Source organism: Arthrobacter sp. 01L42 (assembly GCF_056400005.1).
In genome coordinates this window covers 34,572-52,352 of sequence record NZ_JBFTSL010000004.1, presented here as the reverse complement: position 1 = coordinate 52,352, position 17,781 = coordinate 34,572, and the positions used below count along the sequence as shown (strand labels likewise).

The window sequence follows — 17,781 nt, the reverse complement described above, 5'->3', positions numbered from 1 at the left end:
AATGCAATGCAAACTCCAAGCCTACCGGCCCGCTACCGCTTCAGCGCGCCCTTGGGCCAGGGCAGGGTGGCCAGGACGATGGCGCCGAGCGTCAGGATGGTGCCGAGGACCGTCGGGAGGGCGATCACCGTTCCGGGCACCGGCAATATGAGGTCCAGGCCGAGGGACCCCAGCAGCTGGCCGGCGATCATGCCGAGGCCGGTGACCAGCACGCCCAGGCTGCGGACCAGGAGGGCGCCGATGCCGATGAAGATGCAGCCGAGCGGGCCGCCAAGGTAGTACCACCACTGCGCCGGGAGGGGGCTGCCGGCCCCGGCCACGGCGAGTTTGATCAGCCATGCCACCCACAGCAGGGCCGCTCCGGCGATGAAGTTCACGAATGTCGCGGCGATGGGGGTGCCGTAGTGCACGGTGGCTGTGCCGTTCATGGCCTGCTGGAAACTCATCAGGAACCCGGCCAGGAGCGGAAGCATCACTGGGACCAGCAACTGCAGCCCGGATTCCCCGGCGCTGAACCTGGGCGACACCGCCCAGGCGACGGCGGCGACGGTGAGCACACTGCCGATCACCCGGATGCCGGTAATGGGCCTCTTCCCCGCCGGTCCGATCCCCATCCGGTCCACCAGCAGGCCGCTGAGGGTCTGCCCCGTCACGGCGGCCACCGTGAAGAGGGCGACGCCGAGCAGTCCCACGGTGAAGGACTGGGCGAAGACGAAGAGGGCACCGATGCAGCCGGCCAGGACGTAGTACGGCGGAAACTGCCGTTCGCGCACGGCCGGCAGGATCCGCGCCAGCCCTGCCCGGCCCCGGGGCAAGGCCAGGGAAATGACCGTCATGACCAGCAGTCCGGTGCTGAAGCTGACGACGGCGGCACCGATTCCGTCCCCCAGCGCCACCCCGAGGGCGCCGTTGATCCGGCCCTGGATCGGGATGAAAAGTCCCGTCGCGACGGCCATGGGCAGGCCGACGATCAGCGGAAGACGGCGGTGATGGGTCATAGGTGCCACCTTAGGTCAGGCATTATTGCTTGTATGAGCAATCCGGAATTCGAAGACATCACTATCCGCGACAGCATGATCCGGCTGGGCCAGCTGCTGAAGCTTGCGAATCTGGTCGAGGACGGCGTGGAGGCCGCGGAACTGATCAAGAACGGGCTTGTGAAGGTCAACGGCGAAATCGACGAGCGCCGCGGCCGCCAACTGCACGACGGCGACACCGTCACCGTGAACGGCCGGACCGTGCGGATCAGCGCGCCCCCGACCGCCTAGCCTCCCGTCCCGGCGCCCGCTTCCCTGGCGCACCTCCCCGGCGCCTACTTCTTGGCGTTGAGCACCACGTGCGTGAGGAACTCCGAGACGTGGCCAATCTCCTGCTGGTTGATGCCGTGCCACATGCCCGTGTAGAGGACCTTGGTGAGCAACACGTGCTTGCGCACCCAGCCGACGGTGTAGTCGATCTTGTCCTCGGTGATCACGGGGTCCTGCTGGTCCCGCCCCCAGAACAGCGGCACAGTGCCGTCCAGTTCGCCGTCGTGGAAGCTGGGGTCATCGCCGGCATCGACGACAAAACCTGACAGCCCGACGACGGCGGCAAAGTCCGCCGGCCGCTGCCGCAGCAGCGTGGTGGCCATGGCCATGCCCATCGAGAACCCCAACAGCGTCACCGACGGGTGGTTGGCTTTGACGCCGTCGAGCCAGTCCTGAACGTAGCCTGCCGCGACCTTGACGGCGTCGAGCGAGTAGTCAATGGACCCTGTCAGCGGGAACCAGGTGAAGCCCGGTCCCATGGCGATCGGGGCGCGCAACGAGGCCACCGCGAATTCCTGCGGCAGCATCCCGGCCAGGCTGAGCAGATCCTGTTCGTTGGCGCCGTAGCCGTGCAACAGGACAAGAAGCGGCTTGCCGGCCCGTTCCTGCTCCGGCTGGGACCATTGGACGACAGGGGCGGGGAAGGCGTCAGCGTGAGTCATGGAACTATTCTTACAGTTACCCGGCGGTAACAAATTACGGTGGCGCAGCTAAACGGGAACAGTGCAGGATAAGGGGGTGAGCAATACCGATCCCATGGACAATTCACCGGACACCCCAGCCGAGACCACCGTTGACACCGTCACCCACCCGTGGACCCGGTATGTGGCGATGGGCGACTCATTCACGGAGGGCATCGGCGACCCGGAACCGGCCAGTCCGGGCGGCCATCGGGGCTGGGCGGACCGCGTGGCCGAGGAACTCAGCCGTGGGCACAACGACTTCGCCTACGCGAACCTGGCCGTCCGCGGCCGGCTCCTGCAGCAGATCGTGGACCAGCAAATGGCTCACTGCCTGTCCCTCAAACCGGACCTCATCACGCTCTCCGCAGGCGGAAACGACCTCATCCGCCCGGGCGGCGATCCGGACGTGCTGGCCGAAAAGCTGGATTCGGTGGTGCAGATCCTGAGCCTGGGCGGCGCCACCGTCGTCCTGTTCAACGGCCCGGATACCGGCTCCACGGTGCTGGGCCGGATCCGCAGCAAGGTGGCCATTTACAACGAGAACCTGCGCACGATCGCCGCGCGCCACGACGCCGTGATCGCGGACATGTGGTCGCTGCGCCAGCTCAATGACCCGCAGATGTGGAATGTCGACCGGCTGCATTTCTCACCGCTGGGCCACCACACGATCGCGGCCATGGTGCTGGACTCGCTGAACGTCGAGCACACGCTCCAGCCCCTCTCCCCCAAACCGCTGCCACAGCGCAGTTGGCGCGAGGCGCGCAGCGGGGACCTGGTGTGGGCCAGGGAGTATTTTGTCCCCTGGGTGGTCCGCCGGCTGCGGCACCGTTCCTCCGGCGACGGCATGACGGCCAAGCGGCCGCTGGCCGGCCCGGTGTTCGGTCCCGGCGTTCCGCTTGGTTCAGGCGAAGGCCCGCCCGGCGCCGAGGACGCTGTCCGATCCTGAGGCTTCGGGCCTGAGCCTGCGGGGCATAAGCTGGAGGGACACTTCTCCGGCCCTACAGATGAGCCCGCAGATGAGAAGGCCCAGCAGCTGAAAGGCCCAGTACCGTGAGCAGTATGTTCTTCTGGATCATCGTGTTGTCCTTCCTGGTTCCCGTGGCGATGCGCCTCTACCGCAGGTCTGCCCGCGGCCGGAACCAGGGCACTCCGGGACAATTCGGCCGGTTCCCGGGCAGCCAGAACAACCCCGGCCAGGGCAACCAGCCGCGTGATGGTTACACCCAGCAGGACTACTTCGGCGGCTTTGGCCAGCTGGGCGCCCCGAAGCAATCGGGTCCGGCCAACGAGCCGTATCCCAACCCGCAATACCCCAGCCCGGAGTATCCCAGCGCGGAGTACCCGAACCCGCAGAACCCCAGTCCCCGGTTTCCGGACCAGCCGTTCCCGAACCAGCCGTACCCCGGCCAGCAGTACCCGAACCCGGTCGGCTACCAGTCCCCCGTCCCGTACGAGGACAGCCCCGAGTACCTGAACAACCCGCCGCAACCGCAGCGGCACGAACCGGCGCCGGGCGCGGGACAGGCGCAGGCGCAGGCGCCGCAGTCTCCGCCGCCGCCGTCGGCCGGGCAGGGCTACCGGGCCCGCAAGCTGGCCGAGCTCGACCAGCAGTACACCGACGGCAAGCTGTCCATGGAGGACTACATGGCCCAGCGCGCGGAAATCATGAAGGGCTAGGACCCTGCTGGGCCGGCGAACTCGACGTCGGCCGCGTTGACGGTTCCCGCCGTCCGCCCCGGCGCCTTGTGGTACTGCCAGTACAGATTGGTGTGCGCGACCACCAGAGCCGGCGGCGGGGCGCCGTACTCGGTCAGGTCCTCGGTGGTGTGGGCGTCGGCGACCAGCGTGACGTCGTAGCCGCGGGTGATCGCGCCGTGCAGGGTCGAGCGGATGCACTCGTCGGTCTGCGCACCGGCCAGGAAGAAGCGCCCTATGCCGCGCCCGGCCAGCACGGATTCGAGGTCGGTGGCCTCGAAGGCGTCGCTGTACTCCTTGGCCACGAGCGGCTCCGAACTGAGGCGTGCGAGTTCCGGCACGTACTGCCAGCCGTCGCTGCCGCGCGGGAGTTCCTCACCGCTGTGCTGCACCCAGACGACGTCCACCCCGGCGTCGCGGGCCTTGTCCACGAGCGCGGCGATTGTTGCGACGACGTCGTCGCGGCGGTATGCCTCGGCGACGACGCCGATCTGCATATCGACGACGAGCAATGCCGTGTTGGGACGGTTGACGAGCGTGGTCATGGTGCCTCCCGGATCCTGGCTGTCCCTGCGTGCTTACTCTAATCCCGAGGCAGCAAACAACGCGGGGTCACTTGCGGCCCATGATCCGGTGCCGGATGGGCGATAAGTGACCCCGCGTTGCCTTTGTTGGGGGTTGCGGCGTCAGTCGACCTGGGGGAAGCCGAGGTCGATCACCGAGGTGGACGGGTCCGGCCAGCGGGTGGTGACCACCTTGCCGCGGGTGTAGAAGCGGATGCTTTCCGGGCCGTACATGTGGGTGTCGCCGAACAGCGAATTCTTCCAGCCGCCGAAGGAGAAGGTGCCCACCGGCACCGGGATGGGCACGTTGACGCCCACCATGCCGGCCTCGACGTCGAACTCGAACTGGCGGGCGGCGCCGCCGTCGCGGGTGAAGATGGCCACGCCGTTGCCGAACTCGTTGTCGTTGACCAGCTTCACGGCGTCGGCGTAGGTCTCGACGCGGACCACGGAGAGGACGGGCCCGAAGATCTCGTCGTCGTAGACCTTCATTCCGGGCTTGACGTGGTCGATCAGGCTGACGCCGATGAAGAAGCCGTTGGAGTCGAATTCGTGTTCGCGGCCGTCCACCACCACGGTGGCGCCCTCGTTGGCCGCGCCGGCAACGTAGGAGGCCACCTTGTCGCGGTGCTCGGCCGTGATGAGCGGACCCATCTGGGAGGCCGGGTCTGTGCCCGGGCCGATCGTGAGGGCAGCCATGCGGGTGCTGATCGCCTCCACGAGGTCGTCGGCGATGCTGCCGACCGCGACGAGGACGCTGACTGCCATGCAGCGCTCCCCGGCGGAGCCGTAGGCGGCCGAGACGGCGGCGTCCGCGGCCATGTTGAGGTCCGCGTCCGGCAGGACCACCATGTGGTTCTTCGCCCCGCCCAGGGCCTGGACGCGCTTGCCGTGATCAGCGGCGCGCTTGTAGATGGACTGCGCGATCGGCGTCGAGCCGACAAAGCTGATGGCCTTGACCGCCGGGTGTTCCAGCAGGACGTCCACGGCTTCCTTGTCGCCGTGGACGACGTTGAGCACCCCTGCCGGCAGCCCGGCCTCAGCGAAGACCTGGGCAATGAAGATGGCGGAGGACGGGTCCTTCTCGCTCGGCTTGAGCAGCACGGTGTTTCCGCAGGCCAGGGCGCTGCCGATCATCCACAGCGGCACCATGGCGGGGAAGTTGAACGGCGTGATGCAGGCGACGACGCCGACCGGCTGGCGGACCGAGTGGACATCGACGCCGCCGGAGACCTGCTCGGAGCGTTCGCCTTTGAGCATGTGGGAGAGCCCGGTGGCGAATTCGATGTTCTCCAGGCCGCGGGTGATTTCACCTTCCGCATCCGAGAGGACCTTGCCGTGCTCGCTGGTGAGCAGGGCCGCGAGTTCGGGCCGGCGCTGCATGAGCAGTTCACGGACCTTGAAGAAGATGGCGGTGCGCCTGGCCAGGCTCGTGGCGCGCCAGCCGGGCAGGGCGGCGCGGGCGGCCTCGATGGCCTCCTCGACGCGGGCGGCGGAGGCCAGGGCGACCTCTTTCTCCTGCTCGCCGGTGGCCGGGTTGAACACGGGGCCGAAGCGCTCGGCGTCGGAGATCAGGGCGCCGTTGATGAAGTGCGGGATGCGTTCCATGGGTGGGTCTCTTTCGTGAAGGGCAGGGCCGTGGGGGGCTAGTTGGCGGACTCGAGGGTGCCGTCGACGAGCTTGACGATCATCGAGCAGTCCTGGCCGGACTGGCCGGAGTCGATGAGGCGCTGGAAGAGCTGCTGGACGTGCTCGCCGAGTTCCAGCGGGGTGCCGGTGTCCCGCGCGGCGCTGATGGCCAGGCCGATGTCCTTGTTGGCCAGTTCGGTGGTGAATGTCGGGGCGAAGTCGTTGTTTGACGCGGCGGTCGGCACGACGCCGGCCACGGGGTACCAGGTGCGCAGCGCCCAGCTGTCGCCGGAGGAGACCGACGCAATGTCCCAGAAGACCTGCTTGTCCAGGCCGAGCCGCTCGGCCAGGACCGCGCCCTCGGCGGTGGAGGCGAGGTTGATGAAGAGCATGAGGTTGTTGCAGATCTTCGCGGCCTGGCCGGTGGTGGCGCCGCCGGTGGGGATGATGTTCGCGGCCATGGGGCGGATGTATTCGGTGGCGTCGGCGACGGCGCCGGCCTCGCCGCCGATCATGAACGTCAGCGTGGCGGCCTTCGCGCCGCTCATGCCGCCGGAGACGGGTGCGTCGACGAAGCGGAAGCCGGCGGCAGCGGCGGCGTCGTGCAGGGCCTGCGCGGAGGCGATGTCAATGGTGGAGGAATCCACCAGGAGGGTCCGGGTGTCCGCGTGGGCAAGGACGCCGTCCTGGCCGAGGTACACGGCGCGGGCGTGCTCACCTTTGGGGAGCATGGTGAAGACGACGTCGGCGCCGGCGACGGCCTCGGCGATGCTGCCGGCGGCCTTGACTCCGCCGGCCTCGGCGGCGGCAACGGCTGCGCTGTTGAGGTCGAAGCCACGGACTTCGTGTCCGGCGTTTGAGAGGTTGACGGACATGGATCCGCCCATGTTTCCGAGTCCGATCCAGGCGATGACTGCCATGGCTTAAGCTCCTTTGCTTGATGTGCTGCCGGGCGCCTCGACGCGCTCCGGCGTGAAAGCCGAAACTCCGGCGCCCCGGTGTCCACCATCACACCCTGTTAGAGTGCAATCAAGGTAAAAAATCACAGATGCCATGTGCACAGATGCACAATCATGGCTCTGGCTCCGCCACACTCGCTGCAGAGGGGGACAATAGTGGACTTGCGCCGGCTACCGAGCCCCGACGACCTGCTGATCCTGCTGACCGTGGCACGCCTGGGCCGGTTCAACGCCGTGGCCGAGACGCTCGGCACCACCCACACCACCATTTCCCGCCGCGTCCTGGCCCTCGACAAACAGCTCGGCGGCCGGACGCTCGAACGCAGCCCGCACGGCTGGGAGCTGACCGAACTCGGCAGCCAGGCGGTCGCGGCGGCGGAAGCCATCGAGGGCACTCTCGGTGCCCTCTCGAACAGCATTGCCCGCTCCGGCGACGTGGTCTCCGGCCTGGTCCGGATCAGCACCCCGGACGGCTTCGGCGCCGAATTCCTGGCCCCGGCCCTCGCGCGGCTGCAGCGGGCGAATCCGCTGCTCAACGTCGAACTGCTCAGCGCCACCCGCAAGGTAAGCCAAAACCGCTCCGGCGTGGACCTGGAAGTGGTGGTGGGCAACATGGACACCACCACCGCCCGCGCGATCTTCCTGAGCAACTATTTCCTCAGGCTTTACGCCAGTCCCGGTTATGCGCAGGAGCACGGGCTTCCGGCAACGCTCGACGACGTCCGGCAACACGGCTTTGTCTCCTACGTGGAATCGGCGCTCCAGGTCGCCGAGCTGGGCCACCGTTCAACGCAGCTGCCGGTGCCGCGGTCCAGCTTCCAGGCCACAAGCGTCTTCGCCCAGCTGGAGGCCGTCCGGCGGGGCGCCGGGATAGGCCTGCTCCCCAATTTCCTCGTGGCGGGCCGGCCGGAATTTCTGCCCGTCCTGCCGGACGACTTCCAGCGCCAGCTGCCCATCTGGGCTGTGGCCCGGCCCGAGGCGCTGCGTTCGGCCCCGGTCCGTGCCGTGCTGGAGGCGATTCGCGGCGAAATCCGGGAGCGGCAGGATGTGCTGTCCGCCTGAGGCGCCCAGCGCAGCCGGACTGGTGCCTGCGGCGTTAGCCTGCCGCGTTAACCTGCCGCGTTAACGCAGACTGCCCGGGTCCGCGCGGTGCGCGGATCCGGGCAGTCTGCCCCCACCGGGTTTGGTGAGGCCGGTGAGGATTACCGCTTGCTGGCGGCGAGGAGGTCGGCGGTGCCACGGGCGTCGGCGGCGTCGACGTCGCGGAGCGAAATGCCGCGGGTTTCCTTCAGGAAGAACACCGCAACCAAAGTGACCACACAGGCGCCGAGGAGGTAGATGGCGACCGGGACCGAGGACTTGTACTGGCTCAGGAGCGCGACGGCGATGATCGGAGCCAGCGAACCGGCCACAATCGAGGTGACCTGGTAGCCCAGCGAGACACCGGAGTAGCGCATCCGGGTCGGGAACATTTCGGCCATGAGCGCCGGCTGGCCGGCGTACATCAGGGAGTGGAACAGCAGGCCGATGGTGATCGCGGCGAGGATGATGAAGTCGTTCTTGGTATCCATCATCGGGAAGGCGAAGAAGCCCCACGTGCCGCCGAGGATGGCGCCGGCCATGTAGACGGGCTTGCGGCCGACGTTGTCCGAGAGCCTGCCGACCATCGGAATCACGGCGAAGTGGACGAAGTGCGCCACGAGCAGCAGCAGCAGGATCCGCGAGGTGTCCGTCTGGACGACGACCTTCAGGTACGTGATCGAGAACGTGACCACGAGGTAGTAGAGGATGTTCTCGGCGAAGCGCAGGCCCATCGCGGTGAAGACGCCGCGCGGGTAGCGGCGGAATACTTCGGCCACGCCGTAGCCCTTGTTCTCAACCTCGACTTCCTTTTGGGCCTCCAGGAAGATGGGGGCGTCCTGGACCTTGGTGCGGATGTAGTAGCCGACCAGCACGATCACGGCGGAGAGCCAGAAGGCGACGCGCCAGCCCCAGCTGAGGAAGTCGGCGGATGACAGCACGGAGGACAGCGTGAACAGCACGGCGGTGGCGAGCAGGTTGCCGAGCGGAACGGCCGACTGGGGCCAGCTGGCCCAGAACCCGCGGGACTTGCTGGGGCTGTGCTCGGCGACGAGGAGGACGGCGCCGCCCCATTCGCCGCCGACGGCGAAGCCCTGGGCGAAGCGCAGGAAGACCAGCAGCGCCGGGGCCCAGTAGCCGATCTGCGCGAAGGTGGGCAGGCAGCCCATCAGGAAGGTGGAAACGCCCACCAGGAGGATGCTGACCTGGAGCAGCTGCTTGCGGCCGAACTTGTCGCCGAAGTGGCCGAAGACGATGCCGCCGATCGGGCGGGCGACGAATCCGACGGCGTAGGTCAGGAACGCGGCGATAATGCCGTCGAGTTCCGTGCCCGAATTGGGGAAGAACGTCTTGCCGAAGACCAGCGTGGCGGCGGAGGCGTAGAGGAAGAATTCATACCACTCCACCACCGTGCCGGCCATGGAGGCCGTTACTACCTTCTTCAGTCCGGACGTTTTGACGTCCGGCTCGTCTGCGCGCGTTGTCGCGGCGTTTTCCGTGCTCATGTGAACTCCTTCGGTGTCGCCTTCGACACCCTGCGGACCATTGGACTGAGGACGCCCGTGATGTAGGGCACATGGCGTCATTCCCCATGAGTATGGACGCTCCCGCCCTGAGCCTCAACGGCCATTAGTGCAGAGCGCATCTGCAAAAATGCACAAGCGGGCCGGCCTAGTGGCCGAAGAAGGTCCCCCGGAGCTGCCCGCTGAGCTGGCCGATTTCGGTCAGGAAGCCGTCGTGGCCGATCGGCGCTTCAATGATGTGCAGTTCCGGGCCGCCCGGCAGGGCCTCTGCCAGTTGACGGGACTGGGCCGGGAAATACAGGCGGTCCGAGTCCACGGCCGCCACCAGGAACTCGGCGGTGGCCGGAGCCAGTGCCTCCCCGAGGCTTCCGCGCCCCCGGCACACATCGTGGCTCATGAGGGCTTCGGTGATCGCGATGTAGCTGTTCGCGTCGAAACGCCGGGCCAGTTTGCTGCCCTGGTGGTCCAGGTAGCTTTCCACCTGGTAGCGCCCGCGTCCGGCCAGCGATCCGGCTTCCAGGGGCGTCTCGGACTCCTGGGCGTTGCGGCCAAACCGGCCGTCCAGTTCGGCCGCTGAGCGGTAGGTGATGTGCGCGATGCGCCGGGCGAGGGCGAGCCCTGCTTCGGGTTCCGGGCCGCCGTAGTAGTCCCCGCCCTTGAAGTGGGGGTCCTGGCGGATGGCCAGCGTCTGGGCCTGCGCGAAGGCAATCTGTTCGGCGGTGCTGCTGGCGCCGACGGAAATCACGGCGCAGCGCCGGACCCGGCCGGGAAACGTGACGGCCCATTCAAGGGCGCGCGCGCCGCCGAGCGAGCCGCCCAGCACCGCGTACCAGCTGCCGATGCCCAGGGCATCGGCCAGCCGCGCCTCGGCGGCGGCGGTGTCCCGCAGGGTGACCAGCGGGAACCGCGATCCCCAAGGGCGCCCGTCGGGGGCCGGGGTGGAAGGCCCGGTGGATCCGTAGCAGCCGCCCAGGATGTTGATCGAAACGACGAAATACTTGTCCGTGTCCACGGGAGCCCCGGGTCCGGCGAGCTGTTCCCACCAGCCGGGCTCCCCGCTCTCGCCGCGGGTCACGTGTGTGTCGCCGGTCAGGGCGTGTTCAATGAGCACGGCGTTGGAGGCGTCCGCGTTCAGGGTCCCCCACGTCTCGTAGGCGAGCACCACATCCGGCAACTGAGTCCCGGATTCGAGCTGCAGATCACCGATCCTGACGAACTGGACGGTCCCGTCAGGGGTCCGGGATGGTTTGGTTTCGGGAACACCCGTGCGGGTGACGGCAATCGTCATGTGAGGACCTATCTTCGCGCTTGCCCGCCGTCAGCTGACCGGCAGGCCAGGTCTTCACCCGGGGCACCCCGCCGCAAAAGGAGGGTTGCCGGCCAGCAAGCCGGGGCTGTCGCTGGCACTCATGACCTGGTACGAGTCTACGAAACGGGGTGCGGAAATGACGAAGATTATGACGTCCATGTGACAGCCGGACCCGTCAGCACCGCAGACTCCCCACCTTTGACAGCCGTGACTGGCGGGTCGCCCCGGAGTGCCGGCGATTCCCGGTGTCATGCCCGTAAAGGTGGGGAAATTCGGCGTGGGCTTCGGCCTAGGCGGACTTGGCCGCGCGGAATCCGGCGTCGAGGTCCGCCAGGATGTCGTCAATGTGCTCCAGTCCCACCGAAAGCCGCACCAGCCCGGGGTTCACCCCGGCGATCACCTGCTGTTCGGGCGAGAGCTGGCTGTGGGTGGTCGACGCCGGATGGATCACCAGCGACCGGACATCGCCGATGTTCGCGACGTGCGAGTGCAGTTCGAGGGCATCGACGAACCGCTTGCCGGCCTCCGCTCCCCCGGCAATGTTGAACGCCACGACGGCGCCGGTCCCCTTGGGCCCGTACTTGCGGCCGCGCTCGTACCAGGGGCTGGACGGCAGCCCGGCGTAGGCGACCGATTCGACGTCGTCCCGCCCCTCCAGCCATTGCGCCACCTTCGTGGCGTTGGCCACGTGGCGCTCGACGCGCAGGCTCAGCGTTTCGATGCCCTGGGCGATGAGGAACGCGTTGAACGGGGACACCGCGGAGCCGAGGTCGCGCAGGAGCTGGACCCGGGCCTTGAGGATGTAGGAGAGATTCGCGCCCAGCGCGCCGCCCGCTCCGAGGTCGCGGGCGTAGACCAGGCCGTTGTAGGTGGGGTCGGGGGTGTTGAAGCCGGGGAACCGCTCCGGGTCCTTCCCGAAGTCGAAGTTGCCGGAGTCCACGATCACGCCGGCGATCGCGGCGCCGTGCCCGCCGAGGTACTTGGTGGCGGAATGGACCACGATGTCCGCGCCCCACTCGATCGGCCGGATCAGGTAGGGGGTGGAGAGCGTGTTGTCGACAACCAGCGGCACGCCGGCCTCGTGCGCCACCCGGGAGACGCCCTCGATGTCCAGGACGTCCTGGCGGGGGTTGGAGACCACTTCGCCGAAGAACAGCTTGGTGTTGGGCTGGACGGCGTCCCGCCACTGGTCCAGGTTGTCCGGGTCCGCCACGAAGGTCACGGAGATGCCGAACTTCTTCAGCGTGTGCGCGAGCAGGTTGTAGGTTCCGCCATAGAGGCTGGGGCTGGCCACCACATGGTCCCCGGCCTCGGCGATATTGAGGATGGCGAACGTCTCGGCGGCCTGGCCGGAGCTGAGCAGCAGCGCCGCGAGACCGCCTTCCAGGCTGGCGACGCGCTGTTCGACGGCATCCTGTGTCGGGTTGCCGATCCGGGTGTAGATGGGCGCGAGCTCGGCGAGCGCAAAGCGGTTCGCGGCGCTTTCGGCGCTGGGGAACACGAACGACGTCGTCTGGTAGATAGGCAGGGAACGCGCGCCGGTGGCGCTGTCCGGCTCCTGGCCGGCGTGGATCTGGCGGGTTTCAAAGGACCAGGCGTTGGACATTGGTGCTCCTCGAGTCACTGGGCACAGCACCGGCCGGGGCTTTCGGCCCGAACCGGAACAGGCGCCGCGCTTGCCCTCCGGCGGGCGCCGGACGGCCAGGTCTTCACCCGGGGCACCCCACCGCGATACGAGGGTTGCCGGCCAGCAAGCCGGGGCTGTGCGCTGGCACTCATGACCTGACTTCAGTGTAGGAATGGCGGCGGAGCCCTGGATAGCTTTGTGACGAAGATGAAGACGGCCGCCGTGACGGAGCATCCGGGGCGCCGCGTTCCGCGCCCCAGGACGTCCCATGACGGTTAGGGGAGCCTAAGCTGAGAGGTCCATCACAAAGTGCCAAGATGATGGCATGCGCATGGATCACGTCTCTTACGCCTGTGAACACGATGGCTTGGCAGCCACCACTGAACGTATTGCGTCTGCCCTCGGCGTTGAAGCCGTGAAGGGTGGAGTGCACCCCCGTTTCGGGACACGCAACATGATTATCCCGCTCGCGGGACACAAGTACCTGGAAGTCGTGGAGGTCCTGAACCACCCGGCCTCCGACAAGGCCCCGTTCGGCCAGGCCGTCCGGGCACGCTCCGAGGCCGGCGGCGGCTGGATGGGCTGGTGCGTCGAGGTTGACGACCTGGCCCCGTTCGAGGAGCGGCTCGGCCGCGCCGCCGTCAACGGCAACCGGAAGTTTCCCGACGGCCGCGAATTGGTCTGGAAGCAGATCGGCATCCTGGGGCTCATCGCCGACCCCCAGGTGCCATACATGCTCAAGTGGGAGGGCGACCCGGAGTTGCACCCGTCCAACGCCTACGCGAGCGATGTCAAGATGTCCGCACTGACCATTGCCGGTTCGGCCGAGCGCGTCACGGAGTGGCTGGGCGAACCGGTTGAAAAGCCGCTGGAAGACGTCGCCGTGAACTGGATCGCGCCGCACGGTACTCCCGGCATCCTCTCTGTCACCTTCGAGACCGCCTCCGGAGCGGTCACGATCTAACGCTCCACCTGCCCCACGCTTCGGCCGCCATCTCTTAGGTGCCAACGATGTCACCTAGGAGACGGCGGCCGAGATCATTTAAGGCCTGCTCCTAATAGCAACGCGGGGTCCCTTCGCGCCCGTCCGGGGGCTCCGGATGGGCCCGAAGGGACCCCGCCTTGCTTTGCGGGGAACTCAGCCCAGGCCCACTGCCTTGCCGAACAGGCTGAACCCCACGAACGCCACGGTGTCCAGGATGGCGTGGGCGATCACCAGCGGCATCACCCGTTTGGTCCGGATGTAGAACAGCGCGAAGACGACGCCCATCACCGCGTTGCCGATGAACGGCCCGAACCCCTGGTACAGGTGATAGCTGCCGCGGAGCAGGGCACTGGCGGCGATGGCCGCCGGCACGCTCCAGCCCAGTTTCCCGAGCCGGTCCAGCAGGTACGCCACCACAATCACTTCCTCGACCACCGCGTGCCGGATCGCGGACAGGACCAGCACCGGCACGGTCCACCAGTACGCGTCCAGGGCGCTGGGGATGATCGCCGTCGTGATCCCCATCGCCCGGCCGGCGGCGTAGAGCCCCAGGGACGGAATGCCGATGAGCGCGGCGAGTCCGAGACCCTGCAGGAGGTCCTTGCCGGGCCGGGCGAAGTCGAAGCCGATCCTTCGGAACGCCGAGGTTCCGCGTTCACCGGCCGGCCAGTGTTCGGTGAGGAAATAGATCACGAGGGCCACCGGGACCAGGGCGAAGATGATGTCCAGCAACTGGTAGGTGAGGTCGAAGTATTCGCGTGCGCTCTGTGAGCGGTTCAGGGTGGATGTCCCCTGGGCCAGCGGCGCCGTGGTCATCTTGTCCAGCAACTGCACCAGGGAGTAGATCGCGGACTGCCCGAGTGACAACCCCAGGACAATCAACACTTCGAACCGCAGCCGACGGCGGGAGGGAACCAACATGGTTCTATCTTGCCTGCACTTGCCGATAGTTTGCTGGTGCCCGCGTGGTGCCGGCCGCGCCGGCACCCCCGGCTTTTTGGGAGCCCTATGCTTGGGGATTATGAGTGCGCCCCGGAAAATCATCTTGATCCGGCACGGCCAGTCTGCCGCCAATGCCGACACCTCGATCTACAACCGTGTTCCGGACTACCGGATCCCGTTGACCGCGCTGGGCCTGGAGCAGGCCACCGCGGCCGGGGAGGAGGTCCGGCGCCAGCTGGACGGCCGCCCGGTGTGCGTCTACGTCTCCCCTTACCTGCGCGCCTACCAGACCCTCGAGGCGCTGAATCTCGGTCCGCTCGTGGAGCGGGTGATCGAGGAACCGCGCCTGCGCGAACAGGACTGGGCCAACTTTCAGATCGCCGGCGACATCGAGGACCAGAAGGAGCTCCGCAACGCCTACGGGCACTTCTTCTACCGCTTCCGCGAGGGCGAGTCCGGTTCCGATGTGTATGACAGGATTTCTTCCTTCATGGAAACCCTGCACCGGCACTGGTCCCGGCCCGGCTATGCCCCGAACGCGCTGTTTGTGACGCACGGATTGACCATGCGGCTGTTCTGCATGCGCTGGTTCCACTGGTCGGTGGAATATTTCGAGTCCCTGAATAACCCCGAGAACGCCCAGGTCCGCACCCTGCTGCGCACCTCGCACGGCAAGTACGAGCTCGACAAGCCCTTCACGCAGTGGGAGAAGAGGCGCGTGGACGAGACCGTCCTCGACGCACCGCCCATGATGTTCTAGGGCGGCCCGTCCGGGGCCGGAGCCAGCCGGGTCAGCGGACCGGCTCGCTAACGGACCGGCTGGCTAACGGACCGGCTGCGCTACACCGGCGCGCCACACCGCGTGCGTCAGGGGGATGCCGGGCCGGTAGGCCAGGTGCGTGGCGGAAGGCGCGTTGAGCAGGTGCAGGTCCGCGCGGTGTCCGACGGCGATCGAGCCCACCGCGCGTGCGCCGTCGGCGTCGCTTCCGGACTCCCGGCTCAGGGCCAGCGCGCCGCCGTAGGTCGCGGCACGCACCGCCTCATGGACGCTGAGCCGCATCTGCAGCACGGCGGTGGTGACGCAGAACGCCATGGAGCTCGTGTAGGACGTGCCGGGGTTGCAATTGGACGCCAGCGCCAGCTGCACACCGGCGTCGAGCAGTTCACGACCGGGGGCCAGCGGCTGCCGGGTGGAGAGATCGCAGGCCGGCAGGCACGTGGCGACCGTGCCGCGCTGCCCGGATCCAGGCGTGCCGCTGCCGCCGGCGGCGTCCCAGCCGGACCAGCTGCCGGCAAGGGCATCGACATCCGCGGCCGAAAGGTAGTTCACGTGGTCCACGCTCGCGGCGCCGACTTCCACCGCCAGCCGGACGCCGGGGCCCTCGCCGAGCTGGTTGCCGTGGACGCGCAGCCCCAGCCCGGCGGCCTTGCAGGCCAGGAGCACCCGGCGGGACTGGTCCTCGTTGAACGCGCCCTGCTCGCAAAAGACGTCGGCCCAGCGGACGTAGGGCCGAACTGCGGTGAGCATCGGCCCGCAAACCAGCTCCGTATATTCCTCCGCGTCCATCCCGGCGGGCACAAGGTGCGCCCCCAGGTAAGTCACCTCGTCCGCCACGGTGGAGGCGATGCGGGCGCTGCGGGCCTCGTTCTCGAGGTCCAGGCCGTAGCCGGTTTTGGTCTCCAGGTAGGTGGTGCCCTGCGACACGGCCTCCGCGACGCGGCCCATCGCCAGCCGGGTCAGGTCGAAGTCGCTCGTGCTCCGGGTGGCGCCGGTGGTGACGGCGATCCCGCCGGCGCTGTAGCTTTCTCCCGCCATCCGGGCCTCGAACTCGGCAGTGCGGTCCCCCGCGAAGATCAGGTGCGTGTGCGAGTCGACCCAGCCCGGGAGGAGCGCCCGGCCACCGGCATCCACCCGTTCGTCCGCGGCCGGGGCGTCGGCCGCGGGCCCGAGCCAGGAAATCCGCTCCCCCTCGATTACCACCGCCGCGTCGCGGAGGACGCGGTGTTCCGCGTCCTGGGTCATCAGTTCGGCGATATTGGTGATGAGGGTACTCATGGATCCATTCTTCAGCGCCGGATGGACCAGCGGGTCGCGGCCAGCGCCTCCGCTGTCCGGGATGCCGGACTGGCCTCGGTGGACGGGGACACGGCCAGGGACACGGCCGGGGTCAGAGCCGGGGCGGAGCCCTGGCCGGCGAGGATCAGCCCGGCGGCCAGTTCCGCGACGCCGGATGAGGTCTGGAATCCGTACCCGCCCTGGCCGGCGAGCCAGAAGAATCCGGTGGCCTCGGCGTCGAACCCCACCACCGGGACGCCGTCGGCCGCCTCCGTCCGCAGCCCCGTCCAGGCCGTGCGGACGTTCCGGATCCCGAGCGTCGTGATCTCGTTGAGCCGGGCGATGACCCGTTCGATGTCGCCGGGATAGGGCCGGGCGTCCTCGGGTCCGCTCGGCACGTGTTCGGCGGGCGAGATCAGGACCTGGCCGTTGTCCGGCCGGAAGTAGAAGCTGTCATCGGCCGCCGCCACCATCGGGCTGGCTTCCGGGAGGGGATTCTCGACGTCGACGATCGCCGCGGTGCGCCGGTACGGCTGCAGGCCGAGCTTCTCGACGCCGCTGAGGACGGCGAGCTCGTCGGCCCAGGCACCGGCGGCATTGACCACGACGGCGGACTGGAAGCCTTCCTGCCCGGCGCCCAGTTCCCAGCCGGTGCCCAGCCGCTGGGCGGAATGGACCCTGGCGCCGGTAATGATGTCCACGCCGCCGGCCACGGCGAGCCGCCGGTGGTCCTCGAGCAGCACGGGAGCGTTGCAGGCGAAGGACCCGGTGTCCAGCCCGGCGGCGCTGAACGAATCCGGGACCAGGGCCGGGCACAGATCCAGTGCCTCGGCGTGGGTGATCCGCTGCATGTGTCCGCTTGCCTCCGCCCGGACGGTGGCGTCGTCCCCGATCAGCATGAAGCTGCGCGGGGTGAGCACCGGTTCCGGACGTTCGGCGTCCTGGGCCGCGATGAGGTCGAGCGTCCGGACGGTGAGCTCCTGGACCACAGGCGGGCCGTAGCTGGGAATCAGTTGCCGGGCTGAGCGGGCCGAGGTGTGGTACGCCAGGGTCTGCTCGGCTTCGATCAGGGCCACGCTGCAGTGCCCGGCCAAGGCGGAAGCAAGGGACAGGCCGGCGATCCCGCCGCCGACAATTACGACATCGTAATGAGCTGACATGATCCCATCCTTGCAGATCGTCGGGTCAGGTGATCACGTCCCGGTATCTGGCGTTTACCGCAACCTGCGCCCGGGCGAGCAACGTCAATCGGGTCCCACGGTCATCACCTGCGGCGTTGTTGGGTCCCAGGGCGTTGAAATCCAGTGGCTCACGGCGTTCTCGGCACATGCCGTCTCCACGATTCCGAGTTTGGCGGCAACCTTCTTGGAACCCCGGCTGCTTGGACAAATTGTGCACGCAGCCCCGGGACATGCCCTGCCAT

At 68.0% G+C, this 17,781-nt stretch carries 17 protein-coding genes and 2 riboswitches; of the genes, 6 read left to right on the top strand and 11 right to left on the bottom strand.

The annotated features are described in order from the left end of the window. Nucleotides 1-32: 32 nt before the first annotated feature. Entirely contained in the window at nt 33-998 is a 966-nt protein-coding gene (locus tag AC1DN2_RS04505) for a DMT family transporter (RefSeq protein ID WP_476849379.1), read from the bottom strand. Nucleotides 999-1,031: 33 nt separating this feature from the next. Between AC1DN2_RS04505 and AC1DN2_RS04500 the strand changes: the two genes are divergently transcribed. Beyond that, nucleotides 1,032-1,268, top strand: coding sequence for an RNA-binding S4 domain-containing protein (locus AC1DN2_RS04500; protein WP_476849378.1), 237 nt, complete (start codon nt 1,032-1,034; stop codon nt 1,266-1,268). Between the two features lie 44 nt (nt 1,269-1,312). On the opposite strand, the gene AC1DN2_RS04495 is transcribed toward AC1DN2_RS04500, so the two are convergent. Further along, nucleotides 1,313-1,969 carry an alpha/beta hydrolase gene (locus AC1DN2_RS04495; protein WP_476849377.1) on the bottom strand — a complete coding sequence of 219 codons (657 nt, stop codon included), beginning with the start codon at nt 1,967-1,969 and terminating at the stop codon, nt 1,313-1,315. Between the two features lie 94 nt (nt 1,970-2,063). Here AC1DN2_RS04495 and AC1DN2_RS04490 point away from each other — a divergent pair, with 94 nt between their 5' ends. After that, the gene (locus AC1DN2_RS04490; protein WP_476849489.1) at nt 2,064-2,936 is read left to right on the top strand and encodes an SGNH/GDSL hydrolase family protein; all 873 of its coding nucleotides are present in this window, start codon (nt 2,064-2,066) and stop codon (nt 2,934-2,936) included. A 113-nt stretch (nt 2,937-3,049) separates the two neighbouring features. Beyond that, nucleotides 3,050-3,667, top strand: coding sequence for a hypothetical protein (locus AC1DN2_RS04485; RefSeq protein WP_476849488.1), 618 nt, complete (start codon nt 3,050-3,052; stop codon nt 3,665-3,667). Here the strand turns inward: AC1DN2_RS04485 and AC1DN2_RS04480 are convergent. From AC1DN2_RS04480 to mmsB, 3 genes are all read right to left on the bottom strand, one after another. Beyond that, nucleotides 3,664-4,230 carry an isochorismatase family protein gene (locus AC1DN2_RS04480; RefSeq protein ID WP_476849376.1) on the bottom strand — a complete coding sequence of 189 codons (567 nt, stop codon included), beginning with the start codon at nt 4,228-4,230 and terminating at the stop codon, nt 3,664-3,666. The genes AC1DN2_RS04485 and AC1DN2_RS04480 overlap by 4 nt on opposite strands. A gap of 141 nt (nt 4,231-4,371) precedes the next feature. Continuing rightward, nucleotides 4,372-5,856, bottom strand: coding sequence for a CoA-acylating methylmalonate-semialdehyde dehydrogenase (locus tag AC1DN2_RS04475; RefSeq protein WP_476849375.1), 1,485 nt, complete (start codon nt 5,854-5,856; stop codon nt 4,372-4,374). A 38-nt stretch (nt 5,857-5,894) separates the two neighbouring features. Beyond that, the gene (gene mmsB, locus AC1DN2_RS04470) at nt 5,895-6,797 is read right to left on the bottom strand and encodes a 3-hydroxyisobutyrate dehydrogenase (RefSeq protein ID WP_243179644.1); all 903 of its coding nucleotides are present in this window, start codon (nt 6,795-6,797) and stop codon (nt 5,895-5,897) included. A gap of 201 nt (nt 6,798-6,998) precedes the next feature. Here mmsB and AC1DN2_RS04465 point away from each other — a divergent pair, with 201 nt between their 5' ends. Beyond that, a complete protein-coding gene (locus AC1DN2_RS04465; protein ID WP_476849374.1) occupies nt 6,999-7,898 on the top strand; it encodes a LysR family transcriptional regulator in 900 nt (299 codons plus the stop codon). Between the two features lie 140 nt (nt 7,899-8,038). Here the strand turns inward: AC1DN2_RS04465 and AC1DN2_RS04460 are convergent, their stop codons facing one another. From AC1DN2_RS04460 to AC1DN2_RS04450, 3 genes are all read right to left on the bottom strand, one after another. Beyond that, nucleotides 8,039-9,421 carry an MFS transporter gene (locus AC1DN2_RS04460; RefSeq protein WP_476849373.1) on the bottom strand — a complete coding sequence of 461 codons (1,383 nt, stop codon included), beginning with the start codon at nt 9,419-9,421 and terminating at the stop codon, nt 8,039-8,041. Nucleotides 9,422-9,587: 166 nt separating this feature from the next. Continuing rightward, nucleotides 9,588-10,727, bottom strand: coding sequence for a homoserine O-acetyltransferase MetX (gene metX / locus AC1DN2_RS04455; RefSeq protein ID WP_476849372.1), 1,140 nt, complete (start codon nt 10,725-10,727; stop codon nt 9,588-9,590). A gap of 11 nt (nt 10,728-10,738) precedes the next feature. Further along, nucleotides 10,739-10,854, bottom strand: a riboswitch (SAM riboswitch). Between the two features lie 183 nt (nt 10,855-11,037). After that, nucleotides 11,038-12,354 (bottom strand): bifunctional o-acetylhomoserine/o-acetylserine sulfhydrylase, encoded by a 1,317-nt coding sequence (locus AC1DN2_RS04450; protein ID WP_476849371.1) that lies wholly within the window; start codon nt 12,352-12,354, stop codon nt 11,038-11,040. A gap of 61 nt (nt 12,355-12,415) precedes the next feature. Beyond that, a riboswitch (SAM riboswitch) is annotated at nt 12,416-12,531 on the bottom strand. Between the two features lie 169 nt (nt 12,532-12,700). On the opposite strand from AC1DN2_RS04450, the gene AC1DN2_RS04445 reads away from it, so the two are divergent. After that, on the top strand, nt 12,701-13,339 hold the full coding sequence (locus AC1DN2_RS04445) for a VOC family protein (protein ID WP_223914077.1): 639 nt from the start codon (nt 12,701-12,703) through the stop codon (nt 13,337-13,339). A 174-nt stretch (nt 13,340-13,513) separates the two neighbouring features. Here AC1DN2_RS04445 and AC1DN2_RS04440 read toward each other — a convergent pair whose 3' ends face one another. Then, complete coding sequence (locus tag AC1DN2_RS04440; protein ID WP_476849370.1) at nt 13,514-14,281, bottom strand: CPBP family intramembrane glutamic endopeptidase; 768 nt, start codon at nt 14,279-14,281, stop codon at nt 13,514-13,516. A gap of 100 nt (nt 14,282-14,381) precedes the next feature. Between AC1DN2_RS04440 and AC1DN2_RS04435 the strand changes: the two genes are divergently transcribed. Next, entirely contained in the window at nt 14,382-15,062 is a 681-nt protein-coding gene (locus tag AC1DN2_RS04435) for a histidine phosphatase family protein (protein ID WP_476849369.1), read from the top strand. Between the two features lie 63 nt (nt 15,063-15,125). On the opposite strand, the gene AC1DN2_RS04430 is transcribed toward AC1DN2_RS04435, so the two are convergent. Both AC1DN2_RS04430 and AC1DN2_RS04425 read right to left on the bottom strand, forming a co-directional pair. After that, complete coding sequence (locus AC1DN2_RS04430; protein ID WP_476849368.1) at nt 15,126-16,358, bottom strand: amidohydrolase family protein; 1,233 nt, start codon at nt 16,356-16,358, stop codon at nt 15,126-15,128. 11 nt (nt 16,359-16,369) lie between these two features. Then, nucleotides 16,370-17,518: an NAD(P)/FAD-dependent oxidoreductase gene (locus tag AC1DN2_RS04425; protein ID WP_476849367.1), complete on the bottom strand. Its 1,149-nt coding sequence runs from the start codon at nt 17,516-17,518 to the stop codon at nt 16,370-16,372. Nucleotides 17,519-17,781: the final 263 nt, after the last annotated feature.